General features: G+C 51.3%; 16 protein-coding genes. 5 read left to right on the top strand and 11 right to left on the bottom strand.

The window, feature by feature from the left end; all coding sequences use genetic code 11:
* Nucleotides 1–384: 384 nt before the first annotated feature.
* The 3 genes from JTN23_RS18525 (at nt 385) to JTN23_RS18515 (ending at nt 3,320) form a co-directional block, all read left to right on the top strand.
* The gene (locus JTN23_RS18525; RefSeq protein WP_247236517.1) at nt 385–951 is read left to right on the top strand and encodes a peroxiredoxin family protein; all 567 of its coding nucleotides are present in this window, start codon (nt 385–387) and stop codon (nt 949–951) included.
* Between the two features lie 37 nt (nt 952–988).
* Nucleotides 989–1,249, top strand: coding sequence for an ACT domain-containing protein (locus JTN23_RS18520; RefSeq protein ID WP_247236516.1), 261 nt, complete (start codon nt 989–991; stop codon nt 1,247–1,249).
* Nucleotides 1,250–1,502: 253 nt separating this feature from the next.
* On the top strand, nt 1,503–3,320 hold the full coding sequence (locus tag JTN23_RS18515) for a mechanosensitive ion channel family protein (protein WP_247236515.1): 1,818 nt from the start codon (nt 1,503–1,505) through the stop codon (nt 3,318–3,320).
* A 473-nt stretch (nt 3,321–3,793) separates the two neighbouring features.
* Here JTN23_RS18515 and JTN23_RS18510 read toward each other — a convergent pair whose 3' ends face one another.
* On the bottom strand, nt 3,794–4,663 hold the full coding sequence (locus JTN23_RS18510) for a LysR family transcriptional regulator (RefSeq protein WP_247236514.1): 870 nt from the start codon (nt 4,661–4,663) through the stop codon (nt 3,794–3,796).
* A gap of 121 nt (nt 4,664–4,784) precedes the next feature.
* Between JTN23_RS18510 and JTN23_RS18505 the strand changes: the two genes are divergently transcribed.
* Together JTN23_RS18505 and JTN23_RS18500 are read left to right on the top strand one after the other, a co-directional pair.
* Nucleotides 4,785–5,282: an ester cyclase gene (locus JTN23_RS18505; protein ID WP_247236513.1), complete on the top strand. Its 498-nt coding sequence runs from the start codon at nt 4,785–4,787 to the stop codon at nt 5,280–5,282.
* A gap of 82 nt (nt 5,283–5,364) precedes the next feature.
* Complete coding sequence (locus tag JTN23_RS18500) at nt 5,365–6,753, top strand: aldehyde dehydrogenase (RefSeq protein ID WP_247236512.1); 1,389 nt, start codon at nt 5,365–5,367, stop codon at nt 6,751–6,753.
* A 65-nt stretch (nt 6,754–6,818) separates the two neighbouring features.
* Here the strand turns inward: JTN23_RS18500 and JTN23_RS18495 are convergent, their stop codons facing one another.
* From JTN23_RS18495 to JTN23_RS18450, 10 genes are all read right to left on the bottom strand, one after another.
* Entirely contained in the window at nt 6,819–7,274 is a 456-nt protein-coding gene (locus tag JTN23_RS18495) for an acyl-CoA thioesterase (RefSeq protein ID WP_247236511.1), read from the bottom strand.
* A 135-nt stretch (nt 7,275–7,409) separates the two neighbouring features.
* The gene (locus JTN23_RS18490; protein ID WP_247236510.1) at nt 7,410–7,856 is read right to left on the bottom strand and encodes a hypothetical protein; all 447 of its coding nucleotides are present in this window, start codon (nt 7,854–7,856) and stop codon (nt 7,410–7,412) included.
* 10 nt (nt 7,857–7,866) lie between these two features.
* Nucleotides 7,867–8,739, bottom strand: a complete 873-nt coding sequence (locus JTN23_RS18485) for a hypothetical protein (RefSeq protein ID WP_247236509.1) — start codon at nt 8,737–8,739, stop codon at nt 7,867–7,869.
* 110 nt (nt 8,740–8,849) lie between these two features.
* Nucleotides 8,850–9,701, bottom strand: coding sequence for a hypothetical protein (locus JTN23_RS18480; protein WP_247236508.1), 852 nt, complete (start codon nt 9,699–9,701; stop codon nt 8,850–8,852).
* 401 nt (nt 9,702–10,102) lie between these two features.
* Nucleotides 10,103–10,918 (bottom strand): sugar phosphate isomerase/epimerase family protein, encoded by an 816-nt coding sequence (locus JTN23_RS18475; protein ID WP_247236507.1) that lies wholly within the window; start codon nt 10,916–10,918, stop codon nt 10,103–10,105.
* Between the two features lie 7 nt (nt 10,919–10,925).
* On the bottom strand, nt 10,926–11,957 hold the full coding sequence (locus tag JTN23_RS18470) for a zinc-binding alcohol dehydrogenase family protein (protein WP_247236506.1): 1,032 nt from the start codon (nt 11,955–11,957) through the stop codon (nt 10,926–10,928).
* A 1-nt stretch (nt 11,958) separates the two neighbouring features.
* Nucleotides 11,959–12,906, bottom strand: a complete 948-nt coding sequence (locus tag JTN23_RS18465) for an aldo/keto reductase (protein ID WP_247236505.1) — start codon at nt 12,904–12,906, stop codon at nt 11,959–11,961.
* A 36-nt stretch (nt 12,907–12,942) separates the two neighbouring features.
* Nucleotides 12,943–13,290 (bottom strand): L-rhamnose mutarotase, encoded by a 348-nt coding sequence (locus tag JTN23_RS18460; RefSeq protein WP_247236504.1) that lies wholly within the window; start codon nt 13,288–13,290, stop codon nt 12,943–12,945.
* An 18-nt stretch (nt 13,291–13,308) separates the two neighbouring features.
* The gene (locus JTN23_RS18455) at nt 13,309–14,091 is read right to left on the bottom strand and encodes a DeoR/GlpR family DNA-binding transcription regulator (protein WP_247236503.1); all 783 of its coding nucleotides are present in this window, start codon (nt 14,089–14,091) and stop codon (nt 13,309–13,311) included.
* A 222-nt stretch (nt 14,092–14,313) separates the two neighbouring features.
* Nucleotides 14,314–15,042 (bottom strand): NUDIX hydrolase, encoded by a 729-nt coding sequence (locus JTN23_RS18450; RefSeq protein ID WP_247236502.1) that lies wholly within the window; start codon nt 15,040–15,042, stop codon nt 14,314–14,316.
* Nucleotides 15,043–15,110 lie beyond the last annotated feature (68 nt).

Raw genomic sequence — 15,110 nt, 5'->3', positions numbered from 1 at the left:
TAGATAATATTTATTTGAATAAAAGTTTGGAAAGTTAAAATTGTCTATTCACTTTTACCCATCAGTACAAGTCGTACAACCACTTATTTGATGAGCATGATAATCGCACAGTACATTCGTACTTCATCCGTAAGCACTGGCCAGCATACCGTTAGGTCTGCCAGCATGCCGCGCATGTTGTCGGCTTCATGCTGTTGTTGTAGGTAATCTACCGACCCGTTCAGGCCTCACTTTTCCTTCGTTCAGTAATCTAATTCTTATACCTTGAATACCCACTACTGCCAGGCAGACTATTTAGTTTAAACAATAACTCTACTAAACTAGTAGATTAGATAGAGTATAATGAAAGTATATAATCCATCTCTGACTAACATAAGTATAGCTATGATACAAGACCTTGAAAAGCCCATAGGCCACTTCGGTTCCCCACGCTCCGGGGAGCCTCAGTCCGCTCAGCTGGTCCGTCCGCTAGTCACTGGTGATCAGTCTCCTTTTGCCGACCAGATCGAGCTGGTGGATGTATGGCAACTGCCCGGATTTGTCGACGGAGAGCCGCTGGTGGTAAGTTTTTACTGCCCGTGCTGGGGACGTTACGCCCGCCCGTACTTACTGCAGCTCATTGAACTGGCGGATCAGCTCCGGGCGCAGGGGCTCAACCTGCTGGTATTCTCCAACGAGCCGGTCAAAACCCTGCTGCGTCAGTTCCCGAAGCTGAATTTCCACGTGGTGTATGACGTGGGCTTTACCGTAGCCAGTCAGTTTGGGGTATACTCCGAAGCCTTTCCGATCTGGGACCGGGTGTCGGGTATTTCGGAGGAGGTTTTTACACCGGCGCTGTACGTGATCAGCCCCGACCAGCAGATCCGATACCATTTTCTGGACGAGGACTTCGACAAAAGCCTCCCGGCCGATGCGGTAGTGGATGCAGCTTTGCAACTGAAGCAAGCGTAATAAGTATAGTACAACCCATCATCAACAACTGATCATTATGTCAGCAACCCATTTAACTGAACATTGGCTCCAGACGGTCTATCAGGTCGTTGGTCAGGAACGGCTGGCTTTTGTGAGTGATATCGCCCAGGCCATACAGCAGGACGAGACCTGCCGGTTAGCAGACCTGCACTTTGAGACGGACGGGGTACAGGTACGGGGTCGCCTGACGATACGGACACTGGATGCCCGGCACCTGTTTGATATCCCCCGGCGGCTAAGGGCTGTACGGGGTGTAGTGAGTGTAAAAAAAGTATAATTACCCGCAGAACCTCACTAGTAGAATAAGGTAGCGTATCAGCGGCAACTGGTGCGCTACTCATAAAAAAGCCCGGAGCGGCGGCAACCGTCCCGGCTGGTTTAGAACAAGGTACCCAGAAACTTGAAAATAGGGTAGGGCCATTACTCATGATCTGAGTGAAGGCAGCAGCAATATAGCCCAATATTTGGGGAAGTAACTAGATGGTACCAAAACTAGTTAACAGCTAACAATATTTCAGCCTGTTACTACGATGATACCATACCTGAAGAAGTACTTTATTAAGTACCCTTATTTTTTGTTGCTGGTAGTAGGGAGCTTTTATCTGCTTTTTTGGAGCCCTGTCCAGGTATATGCGCAACTACTACCTTCCCCCGATACTACCGATAAAAAGTCACAGGCCAATGAGCCTGCCTGGCCCAGTGATTCATTAGGCCGACGCACCCCACGCGGAACCGTGAGAGGTTTTATACAGGCCATTGCCCAGAAGAACTACGTCAGGGCCGCCTATTACATCCGTATAGACTCAACAGTTCAGAATAATCAGAATGGGGTTGTGCTGGCCCGGGCTCTGGAAGGACTGCTTAACAAGAATGGAAATATTTACCCCTATTCCTGGATTAGCGATGACCCGGGGGGTATGAACGATGATAACCTGGGGCCTACACTGGATCGGGTGGGTGAAGCTACCATTAACAATGAATCTTTTGATTTGGTACTGGAGAGTATTCAGGGACCCGATGGCGGACCTATCTGGTTATTCTCCTCTGAGACCATCCAGAGGATTCCTCCTGACATAGTGGGAGAAAACCTGGTGCCGCTTGTCAATAAAGTTTCGCCTGAGGTTCTGGAGGAGTATAATTGGATGGGAGTACCCATTGCGCACTGGTTAGCGGTGCTGTTACTGGTGGTAGTAGTGTACCTGCTGGCCTGGGGAATCATTAAATTGATACTATTCCTACTTCCTTCCATCTGGCATAAGTCCAGACAGGAGCCCATAGCAGGAATCATCAGGGCGTTCTCTTTGCCCATACAGATTTGTCTGGCCCTCTGGTTCTTTATTCTGGGGAGTCAGCAGGTAGGTATATCCATAGTACTACGTCAGCGCTTTAGTACTCTGACCCTAATAGTGGGGCTCATTGCCCTCTTATTACTACTGTGGCAACTGATTGAAACCATTGCCAACACCTTTCAGCAGCGGATGGTACTCCGTGGCCACCAGGCGGGGGTGTCTGCTGTTCTTTTCCTGCGCCGCGCGGCCAAAATTGCTATAGTGTTGCTGGGAATTATACTGATTCTGGATTCATTCGGCTTTGACGTTACAACCGGACTGGCCGCACTGGGAATTGGAGGTATTGCGTTGGCACTGGGTGTACAGAAGACAGTGGAGAACCTCGTGGGGAGCGTGGCCCTGATTGCTGATCAGCCGGTGCGGGTAGGCGACTTCTGCAAAGCGGGCGACATCATCGGTACGATCGAACAGATTGGAATGCGGTCTACGCGTATACGTACCCTGAACCGTACCATTGTCACAATTCCTAATAGCGAGTTTTCTACCCTAAAAATCGAGAACTACGCCCATCGCGACCGCTTCTGGTTTCATCCTATATTTAGTTTACGCTTTGAGACTACTCCGGAGCAGATCCGTTTTCTCCTGGTGGAACTTCGCTCTATCTTATACGCCCACCCCCATGTAGATCCTAACCCTGCCCGTATACGCTTTATCGAGATAGGAGCCGATGCCCTGAAACTGGAAGTATTCGCTTACATCAATGCCAAAGATTATGATCAGTTTCTGGAAGTACAGGAGGACCTGTTTCTGCGTATGATGGATGTAGTGGAAGCCAGCGGTACCGGATTCGCATACCCTTCACAAACCCTTTACATCGCACGCGATAAGGGCCTATCCGAAGAAAAGGCCGCGGAGGCAGAAGAGCGGGTCCGAAAGTGGAGGGAAAAGGGTGACTTACCGATACCTAACTTCAGTACTGAGCGCATCGAAAGCCTAAGAAACTCCATTCCTTACCCACCAGAAGGATCCAGTATTCGTACTGATAATAATGGAATATAAAATTGATCAGGGATAGCGAGTCATTGAAAAGGTGAAGCCTAGGCATCCTTCTGTTGCGACTCCTGGTGTGAGTGATTTCCTGATCATCCAAACCATGTATATCTAACGGATCAGGTAGGTTGCTTTACTAGCCCTTATGTACTGCATTGGTTTTTTATGAGCTACCTGCCAAACAGAAAAAGCGCCGCCATCGATACTCCGAGGCGGCGCTTGATTCCCATGAATCAGTAAGTCTAATTGAGTTGCCGCAAGTAACGTGCCAAAACTGCATTGTACAATATTTTTTATATGTTATCAGTTGACTGACAGTATCATAATCGTTATGTTTGTACTACTTGTAATAGTGGTATTGATTAATGATGTGGATATAGTAAAAACAGCCTGCAGGTACCTATCTGTAGGCTGCTTTGTTTTTATCTATCTTACGCTATCTGTTACCTTTCCTGCTACCATTAGCAGGTACCTGTTTCAAATTACTTCAGGTGCAACTTCAACTTGTGTAAAGTCGGATTGGGATTTTCCTTACGGGTAAGCATGAGCAGGGGAATACTTTCGGTAGCATCTTCCAGAGGGACATAAGCCACTTTGAGATTATATCCATTCTGAATGCGCTGGGGTAACAGCGATACCCCAAAGCCACTTTCTACCAGCCTCAATACCGAGTTCAATTGGGAAGCATGATGCAGAATCTGCGGTGAAAATCCGGCTTTGGCGCATAAAGCGACGAAGCTATCAAAAATAGTAGGTCCACATTCGCGGGTAAAGGTGATAAACTTTTCCTGCTCTAACTCTTCAACTCGCAGTGAGGCCCTGTCGGCCAGGGGATGGTGAGCGGGCAGTACCGCTACAAAGGGCTCGCTCCATAACAAATCCTCCTGCAGGTTCTCAGTAGGTAGCCAGGTCCTGACGAAGGCGGCATCGAGTGTCCCGTTGTTCAACTCATACAACAGGTTCTGGTTGGGGTACTCTTCAAAATGTAGCTGAACATCGGGGTTGTCTTGTGAAAAGCCTGCCAGTTGAGTGGGTAAATCACTGTGCATGACGGCTCCCACGTATCCCACTCTGATACTACCTGTCAGACCCTGCCCGTGGGTAGCCAGGCGCTTCTTCAGGGTTTGCATCTGCAGTACCATCTGTTTAGCATCCTTCCACAGTTCAGTTCCGGCGGGTGTCAGCTTTACACTCCGCTTGTTACGCTCAAAAAGTACCACGCCCAGATCTGACTCAATTTGCTGGATCATGCGGGTAAGGGGCGGTTGCGAAATGTTGAGGCGTTCGGCGGCCCGGCCAAAGTGTAGTTCTTCCGCCAAGACGAGGAAGTAGTTAAGGTGTCTCAGATCCATATGATACCTATTTGGTATTAGTACTTGACAAAAATAGTATTTCCGGTATTAGTAGCCACCCATTTCCTTTGTGGTATAATTAGTCATAGCTATGAAGAAAATCTTAACCATTATTTTCCTAATGAACAACTTAGCTGCGCCAGCCCAGGATACAGGCTACCTGAAAGCATCCCCTGCCTACAACAGAGGTAAGTCAAATAAAGAGATTGTCAAAGCATTTCTGGAAGAGGTACGTTCCGGCAGGCAGCCTGAAAATACGTCTTTGTACATGGCGGAGCGGGTACTTGCCCACCAGCTCAACGCCGAAAACGAGACGGTGGTAGAGCGAACGCCGCAAAACTATGCAGACCATGTGCGGGAGTTCCTGGCAATGTACGGAGACTTCCATTTTGAAATATCCGAGCTGCTGGCCGATGGAGATAAAGTGTACGCCCGCTGGAGACAGACGGGCAAACATCTGGCCTCTTTGCATGATCATGAGCCGACCGGCAAGCCACTGGTTGAGATTGCCAGTGCTACCTACAGGTTAGAAGGAGGCAAAATCGTTGAATACTGGATTCAGGTAGACCGGTATGGTATGGAAGAGCAGCTAAAACGCCACGCGGCAGGCAAGAGGTAAAAGGGGCGCTTCTAACATTTGGCTACTACAGGCGTTGTAACAGACATACGTACTGTATGTTCTGGTAAACGATAGATGTAAGATGGTAGCTAGCTCAACGTATTCCGCCCTTTTTGCTGCACAAAAGCAGTTTTTTGAGAGTGGGGCCACCAGGTCCTACAGTTTCAGGAAAAAGCAGCTTAAGAAGCTCAAGCGGGCTGTTGAGGTGTATGAGGACCAGATCACCCAGGCGCTGTACGACGATCTGCACAAGGCATCGGCCGAAGCCTACGCGACCGAGATTGGGTTCCTGCACGAGGAAATCAACTACACGCTAGACCATCTGAAAGAGTGGATGAAGCCCGGAAAGGTCAGGAGTCCGCTGGTAGCGCAGCCTTCTACAAGTCGAATCTACCGTGATCCGCTGGGGCTCACCCTGATCATTGCTCCCTGGAACTACCCCTTTCAGTTCCTGTTTAGTCCGCTGGTGGGGGCGATCGCCGGGGGCAACTGCGCTATCCTGAAACCATCCGAAGAGGTACCTCATACGGCGGCCGTCGCGGAAGCCCTGGTGAAGGAGTTCTTCCCGGAAGAGTACATTGCCGTGGTTCAGGGACAGGGGCACGTGGTGGTACCTGAACTGATGGACCATTTCGCCTTTGACCACGTCTTTTTTACCGGAAGTGTGCCCGTTGGGAAGATCATCATGGCAGCAGCCGCCAAGCACCTGACGCCGGTTACTCTGGAGCTGGGCGGGAAGAGCCCCTGCATCATAGATAAAACCGCCGACCTGGAGAAGTCGGCCAACCGCATAACCTGGGGTAAGTTCGTGAATGCGGGGCAGACCTGCGTAGCGCCGGATTACATACTAATACATCATTCCCGGAAGGATGAGTTTATACGACATATGGCCCAATCCATCCGGAAGTTTTATGGAGATGATCCTGCCGTGAGTCCGGATTATCCGAGGATGGTCAACAGGAAACGTTTTGATGCCGTATCGAAGTACCTTGGTCAGGGCAGGATCGTTCTGGGCGGGCAGGTCAGGGAGGAAGAAAAGTACATTGCCCCTACACTGATTGATGAGGTAACGCTGGATGACCCGATCATGCAGGAGGAGATATTCGGGCCGGTGCTACCTATCCTTACGTTTGACAAGCTTAGTGAAGTACCTGCCATCGTCGGACAGAATCCGTACCCGCTGGCGTTGTACTTCTTCAGTGATGACAAGAAGAACCAGGAGTACATCCTGAACACAATTCGCTTCGGAGGTGGCTGTATCAACGACGTGCTCATGCACCTGGGTAATCCTTCCATTCCTTTCGGCGGGATTGGTACCAGTGGCTTTGGCGCCTACCACGGCAAGTACAGCTTCGATACCTTTACCCACGCCAAAGGGGTACTTAAGACTTCCACGCTACTGGACATACCTTTTCGCTATCCTCCCTATACCGAAAAGAAGGAAAAGTACCTGAAGATGTTCATGAAGTAGCAGCACCAGCCAGCCCGTTGTAGAGAGTATGCTGATGTCTACTACTTATATGCAAATTAAAGTGGCTATTGAGCCTTACCCGGTACATCAGTTTGCTTATAGTCTTCGCTCTTGGGTAGTCCGAGCAGTTGGGCTACCACATTATCAGGTGGGATAGTTAGCTTTCTTTTGGTCAGATCCAGCCAGGCTCCATCCACGTTGACGACTGCCGCTTTTACACCATCCGATCGGTACAACTCGTGCCGGAAAGACCAGCGTGACGCATCGGCGGTTGAATGCGTTAAAGTCGTCTCCACGGAAACGGTTTCATTCAGTACTACTTCCCGCAGGTAGATCAACTCCTCCCGGAACAGAATAGGACCTAGCTGAAGGGAGGTAAAGGTTTTGTGGTCCAGACCTATTTGATTCAGGATTTGTACACGCGCGTGAGCCGCAATATCCGCATAGGCCGAATGACGCAAATGCATATTGCCGTCAATCTGGGCCCAGATAATTGTAGTTTGAAAAGTTTCTAATTTCATAAGTAGATATCCTCACTCAAAACTACATGAAGTATCCGGTATGTCCTAGGATTCTCCTGTTCAACTATGGTTAGGCATTCAGCTTAGCTGCGGATGAACGTGGATAAGGTAGGCACTGCTGGTACCTGATCCTGCCTAGTTCTTGCGTAGTACCAGATCCCCAAGGGTTGGACTTTTCACAGTAATAAGATTGGATTCATCATTAATGGTACCTTTGAAGGATGCCCCTTTGATCGGACAGTCCGAGTTCTGAATACTTTCTGGATAAAACCACTCAATGTGGTGGTTCTTAAAATACCCTGCCATACTACAGGATGAAGAAACGTTACCCTGCCGGTAGCTGTCCGATCCGGTAAAGTACCCTTCGTTTTTACAGGGGGCAGGCGTTGGACAGTTAGGGAAATAGGACCAGGTGATCCAGTGCTTAAACGTTACGCCATTGTCGACACTGTCGTGCCAGAGTTGCGAAAGGTTTGGTACAAACTCAGGCTCAGGACCGGCACCAGGAGAGCAACCCAGAAAAAAGCAGAGGCTCAATCCATTCGCGACGGCTTTCCATGTTGGATAAACGTTGGGTTTCATAGATGAAAAGTTAAAGTGTAAAAAGCTTCTGAAACTCACTGACTCGCACTAGTAACTCGTTAATTTCGGGCTCTAACACGGCCAGTTTCTTCTCAATGTCAAGCTGGATTTTTTGCTTATCGGCATTGCCTATTTTCTCACCGTTTCGGAGCCTCTGCCGGTAGTCGTTGATCTGGTCAATGACCGCCATCAGGGACAGGATGTGTTGCTCGTGCAGCGTATCTAGAGCAAACCGCATCATTGCCTTGAAATGATTTCCTGCCGAAACGTCCCTGCTATCACTCCAGTACTCCGTTACATTTTGCTCGTATACATTACGCCTCGGGCTCAGCCTTTCGAATATCGCGTTGTACTTCATCACAGCCGTATTCAGTTCATTAGCGGTAAGGCCGTTTTCGTAGGCGAACCGGGCTGAGTGTTTCAGGGCAAGTCTCAGGTTAGCTGCCCTGATCGAGTACTCCCGGATATCGCTGCTGATCTCCTGAAATATCTTTTGTTTTGCATCTGCCCGGGCCTTTTCTTCTTCCAGTGTCCGGTTCCGTTTTTCCAGGGTTTGGATCAGCAGGGCCAGCGAGTCGAACTGTTGTCTGTTGCTTTCGATCAGCGCATCATTGCTCTCCTGGATCATTTTCTGAATCACCGACACGTACTTTTTGTGCAGGAGCTGGCTATCTTCCGGACTGCCCAGTACTACTTCCAGTATTTCGTTTTCGTCTTTCGGTATAGACAAATGCCCCCTCACCGGGTAGAGAATCGAAATTTTAGAAGAGTTTAGGGCTTCTATGGTTACGTAGGCGTTGGTAGTCCTGACGGGGAAGTAAATAAAGCCCTGGCCGTCCGTGAGTGCCTGCTGGCCATTGATCAGTAGGGGGTAGTTAGGCATAAGCCCAGTCTTGAGGTGCTGTACCTTGCATTTAAGGACGAGCGTATTCTGCGCCTGCGTCAGCTGAGAGGAGGTGAAAAGGGTGATTATACAAGATATAAGTAGTGTCCTCATATATTCACCAGCATAAAGTCCCGATTACCCTTTTCCGAAATAGTGGTGTGCCCGTTAAATTCCAGCTTCTTGCCCAGATAGATTTTTACGTTGCGCTCCTCGCCGTCCTTACAGGGAATAGTTACGGAGTACATACCCAAACTGTCCGTAACGGCCTTACTCTTTTCATTGCCAAAGTACAGGATAGCATTACTGATTGGTTGCCCTTTCTTATCAATGACCGTCCCATTCATAACTACCTGATCGGCGACCTTGTCCAGATAGATGTTGATAGTACTGTTTTCCCGCAGGATAGTTACTCGTTGCTTTTGGGGTAGGTACCCCTCGGCTCGCACCAGTACCAGTAGTGGTTTGCCTTTATAATCGGCGGGGATCTCTTTGAAGGTGGCTTGTCCTTCACTCAGCGGCCTGGGCAGAGAGGACTGCCCATATAGTAGATTGACCTGCCCAGCCGCTACTGACTCGGTAGAATCGGCCTTTGAAAAAACATTAACTGTAGCTGTGAAGGGGCTTTCGCGGGTTTGGGAAAATGTAAAGTAGACAAGGGCCAGATAAAAAGCGGCTGCCCCTCCCAGGTCTAGACTCCCACCCAGTACTTGAATCCCTGTATATTTTGCCGTGGACTTTAGTCCGCCAAACAGCAGAAACGTTGGTACCAGCGCAGCAATTAAAATGATAATAGCAGAGTACTGGGGGGCCAACTGGTAAAGCTCTTCCTTATACGTAACAAACAGGTAGAAAGTTATAACAAACGCACTACCCAGAAAAATAGCCCAGCTTAAGGTACCAAACTCTTTTTTACCTTTTCCGGCGCCTGTCGCTGACGGAGGCTTTCTTGTTGCTGCCATAGGTAGGTTGGATTAGCATATAACCTATACTCATACTTCAAAGGGAAGGGAACCATAACGTAGGCAAGAGCGGTATAGCTCAGCTCTTAGTAATCAGAAGCATAATCGCCGGTACCTCTTCATGCCCTCCTGACTAAGGCTTCATGGATCAAACAATACGTGACGCGTAAACCAGTTGTATGGCTAGAAATGGGAGGGTACTTCTCTGCATCCCGATCAGCCAGTACCTATTGGAGCAATCCATTAAGATCTCAGCATCCGGTAGGAGCGAAGTAGTATAAAGTTACAATGTATCCGTATGTCTTCCAACAGATACATGTACTTTTTATTGAGTGGAAGCAATCAGGCAGGGAAAATAAAGGTACCTGGAAGCGCTGCTGCGCGCCGCCAGGTACATGGGCCTACTCGAAGGGGCCGAACTGCGCGCGGAATGACTCCATAGTCTGCCGGGCGGCCGCATCGGGGGAGGGCCAGGGAAAAGCCTCCGCAGACACGTAGCCCCGGTACCCTATGGCCTGTAGGGCCTCCACCACGGGCGGTACCTCAGTATGTCCGGTGCCCATGGGACCGCGGTGGCTGTCGGCGTAGTGGACGTGGCCGATTAGGGCACCAGCCTCCCGGATGCTGTCGGGAAGGGAGGTTTCCTCAATATTCATATGAAACAGGTCGGCCAGCAGACGAACGTTGCGACTGCGAAGACTGGTAAGAAAACTAGCTCCATCGCCCAGGCGGTTGATGAGACCAGTTTCGTAACGGTTGAGGGGTTCGTAGATCAGCGGTACACCCTGAGTTTCGGCGTAGCTCCCCAGCTGGTCAAGCCCTTGGGCCAGCCAGTCCAGCGCCAGCTCCCGATCGAAATCCACCGGCACGTTGCCTTGCATGGAGCCAATGATAGCCGGTGCCCCGAGTTGAGCCCCAAAATGGATCATGTCCCGGATAAAGTCAGCGGCCTGTTGCCTCGCGGTCGGGTCGGGGTCGGTGAGTGTAAGCCCATGCAGTACCTTACCGGCGCCGGTGCCCACGGCGGCTATTTGCAACCCATACGTCCGACACAGTTCGCTGATCCGCTCTGCATCCAGAGGTGAAGGAGTGAATAGTTCTACGGCCGGGAAGCCAAGGGCGGCGGCTTTCTGCATACTGGTTTCGAGGTCGTCCCAATAGATCCAGGGGCCTTTCCGGATCTGGGGTACCAGCGCAATGGTTACGGCAGGTTTCATGCAAAGACTAGTTTTGTTCGAGGTCTAACATCATTTTGATGATCGGGCCGGGCTGCGCCGACCACTCCGCAAGGGCCACTCCGGCCTCATCCAGCGTGACCGTCCGGCTGATAACCTCCTGCACGGGAAACTTACCCGCTTCCAGGTACTTGATTACCTCCGGAAACTCACCCAGGCAGTTGCGGGAGCCCAGTATTTCTATTTCCTTCCGGACAAAGGTACCCGTGGCGTATTCCACCGGCTGTTTGGCGTACCCGATGTACACGACCCGTCCCGTATAGGCCACGGCGTCCACGGCAGCCCGGTAGGTAGCTGCCTGCCCTACCGCCTCAATGATCACATCAGGGCCGTCACCTCCGGTCAGATCACGAAGTGCTGCCTGCATGTCAGTAGTAGAGGCATTGATGGTATGGTGCGCGCCCGCCTTACGGGCAATGGCTAGCTTGTCGTCGTCAATATCCACGGCAATCACCGTCGCCCCCTTGTGGGCCGACGCGGCCAGAGCCCCCATGCCTACGATGCCACAGCCCAGTACGGCTACCGTATCGTCGGCCGTAACCTGTCCGCGGTTGGCCGCGTGAAAGCCTACCGTCAGGGGCTCTACCAGCGCCAGCTCCCGCAGGCTGAGATGGTCGGAAGAGTGTAGTTTTTGCCAGGGTACCGTAATGTAGTGTGTCATGGCGCCCGGTCGGCGTACACCCATGGTTTTATTATCCTGGCAGGCGTTGGTACGGCCTTTGCGGCACGACAGGCACACGCCGCAGTGCTGGTAAGGATTGACCGTCACCTGCAGGCCGGGCTGGAAGTCAGAAGGTACACCGGGCCCCACCGCCTCGATGGTAGCACCAATCTCGTGCCCCAATACGTTGGGGTACTCCTGCAATTCAAACAGTCCCCGGTAACCGTTCAGGTCGCCCCCGCAGAAGCCCACCTGGCTCACCCGGAGTAGCGCTTCTCCTTCGCCCGGCACGGGCACCTCTATGTTTCTTACTTCGGTCAATCCGGGCTCGACCAGTACAAAAGCCTGTTGCTGGTTCATATCAGGGTAGGGGTTTGGATAGGTTATTTTCGGGCTTGCCCTCGTACCACATCTGGTTTTTGACGGGAGCGATCGTTTCCATGAGTGCTTCTAGCAGACCATCGGGAGGGGTAAAGTCCAGAACCCGCAGGTTTTGGGCTACGTAGTCAGGCTCGGCCATACCTACAATCGTGGTGGCGATATGGGGATGGTCAAGGGCGTAGCGGAGGGCTACGTCACTCAGGGCGACGCCATACTCCCGGCACAGCTCCAGCAGCCGGGGCCGGATGGCCTTCACCTCGGGTGGCGACTGCTGCCAGGCCGGTACGGGCGCGTCGGACAGGATGCGTTGCATGAGCGGAGCCGCGTTGAGCAGACCAAAGCCCCGCTGCTGCGACAGGGGTACCAGCTCGTCGTTGATCTCGTCGTTGAGCAGGGTGTAGTGTCCCCACGACAGCACCGTATCCACCTCTACCAGACGGGCGATATCGGCCAGGTACCTGACCGGCAGGCCCGAGAAGCCCACATAGCGGGCCTTACCCTGCTCCTTCATCCGCAATGCCGCGGGTATGGCCTCGTTGAGTACCTGCTCCCGATCGCCAAACTCAATGTCGTGCACCTGATAGAGGTCTACGTAGTCTGTTTGTAAGCGGGCCAATGACTCGTCGATACTGCTCATGATCCGTTTGGCCGAAAAATCGAAGCTACCATCCCCGTAGCGGCAACACTTGGTGGCCAGGTATACGTCGGAGCGCTTGCCCTTTAGGGCCTTGCCGAGGCGTGTTTCGGCCAGGGTATCTCCGTAGAAAGGCGCTACATCGAAGAAATTGATGCCGCCATCAAGGGCGGTATGTACAGCTCGTGCCCCTTCGCGCTCGTCGGTAGTACCGAACACATCGCCGAGGGGAGAGGCTCCGTAAGCCAGGATCGAAACCCTCATGTCCGTACGGCCTAATTGTCTATATTCCATAGTATACTATAGGGTAGTTGTCAAAAGGAGTTGAACTTAGGATTCCAGCACGGGGAATTGGAACACCCGCTCCATTAGTACCCACTTTTCGCCTTCACTGGCGCCGGGTACGGGCTTCTGGAACTGCCACATTAGCTCCTCCCATTTTTTGGACACCGGATGCTGATGGACCTGCTCCATGCGCTCAAAACTGAAAGAGTCGTCTACATCCATGATCATGAACATCCGGGTACCGAAGCGGTAGATTTCCATGCTCAGGACCCCCGATTCCCGCAGGAGGGTTTGCAGCTCGGGCCAGTGGTTTTCGGGCGCGTGGTGCCAGATGTACTTTTCAATCAGGGCGGGATCATCTACCAGATCCAGGGCGCGGCAGTAACGTTTCATAAGGTTAGTATGTCAGGATTAGTTGGTTTGTACTACATGGAGGCCCCGGCTCCGCAGGTTGTCGATCAGGTCAGCCTGGCCAGGTGGCGAGTCTGTGATCAGCAGGTCTATCTCACCGATGCCGCACAGGCGGCACAGGCTCTTTCGGCCAAACTTGCTGTGATCGGCCAGCAGGACGCGGGTTTCGCACTGCTCCATAATGGCTCGCTGCGTCTCCACCACCAGTTGGCTCGAGTTGGTGACCCCTTCGGCTTCGATTCCACCCACCGACAGAAACGCCCAGCGGGCATAGTACTCACGGATGTTTTTGATGGCCTGTGGTCCTACCAGCATTCCTGCTTCCGGATAGATCAGCCCCCCCGTCACCAGTACCTCCGCCCCGTACTTACTCTGGCGTTCCAGGTCTATCTGGTGGGCGATGAGGATTGAGTTGGTAATGACGGTTACCGGCCGGTTGGCCAAGTACCTCGCCATATGGTAGGTGGTAGTGCCACCGTCGATCATCACCACGTCGCCGTCCTCCACGAGGGAAGCGGCCGTCGCGGCAATCTTTTTCTTTTCGTCGGCAAATAGTGTTTCGCGCAGCCAGGCCGGCTGCCCCGCCAGATCCGTAGCCTCCTCTTCCTTCCGCGAAATACCTCCCCAGGTACGGCTGACGGCCCCCTCCTCCATAAGCAGGCTGAAATCGCGACGGATGGTGGCCGACGAAGCTCCAAATAGTTCGCAGGCCCGAGACACAGTTAGCTCACCGTGCTTCCGTACGTATCGGGTGATCTCGTGCAAGCGCTGGCGCTGGGTCATGGATGAACTTAGATTTTAATTGACTCAGTCTACTTATTCCTAACTACCTATATGATACAAGAGTAAGCTAAATTTACTCATGTTATGCAGTGAAAATTTCATTAATTTTTAAATTCGATCATATAATGATTTATTTATAATAAAATAAAAAACCGGAACGGCAGAAGCATAATGCTTAGGCTGTTCCGGAAACTATGGTGGTCTCTGATCAGTAAGTACTCCCTAAGACCTCTGAAAGCGGTACAGGTAGGGAGCTTTGTTGGCGGCACCCGTGTACTTCTTTTCCAGACGTTCCAGGACATTCAGGTCCAGAATCTTTTTCTGAAAATTGTTACGGGCAAAAGGTTTGTCATAGATGGCCTCGTACAACTCCTGTACTTCCTTCATCGTAAAGGTTTCGGGAAGCAGGTTGAAGGCTATCAGTTTTTCGTCGAGGTTGAGCCGCAAGGTATCCAGGGCTCTGGCCACAATCTCATGATGGTCCAGGATCAAAGAAGGTAAATGCCTGATATCATACCAGCCGATGGATTCATCTATCTCATTTTGCTGAGGCGTCACTTTATTGATATCTACTAGGGCATAGTACCCAATGGAAACGAAGCGCCGGGTAAACCATTCAAACTCTTTCCGGTTGAACTGGTCATCACCCAGTTTATCCTTATTTAATTCAATGAGTCGCTCTAAAAAAGTTTTGGTAGAGCGCCCCGTTTCGCCAAATACCCTGAACTGCTCGAGGTAGATGTCCCTGATGCCGGTCCGGCCTTCCAGGATCCGGCGGGCGGCCTGATCTATACTTTCGTTCTGATAGATAAATCCACTGGGTAGGGCCCAGAAGTCGCCTTTAAAATTAAGCTTCGGTACCAGTACTTTGAGTTGCTTGTCCTGATAGCCAAAAATGACGCAATCAATGGATAGTTGTTGTATGTAGTCCTCTTTGCTAGGAGCACGCATAATATATAGGGTGATACCGGTAAGAAGTATATCGAATCGTAATTGTTGAGCTAAAATACAGCTTCTGT

It is taken from the genome of Telluribacter roseus (assembly GCF_017355915.2).
GTDB lineage: Bacteria > Bacteroidota > Bacteroidia > Cytophagales > Spirosomataceae > Telluribacter.
Note: the sequence above shows the minus strand (reverse complement) of the source record. Positions and strands in the feature narration are given on the sequence as shown.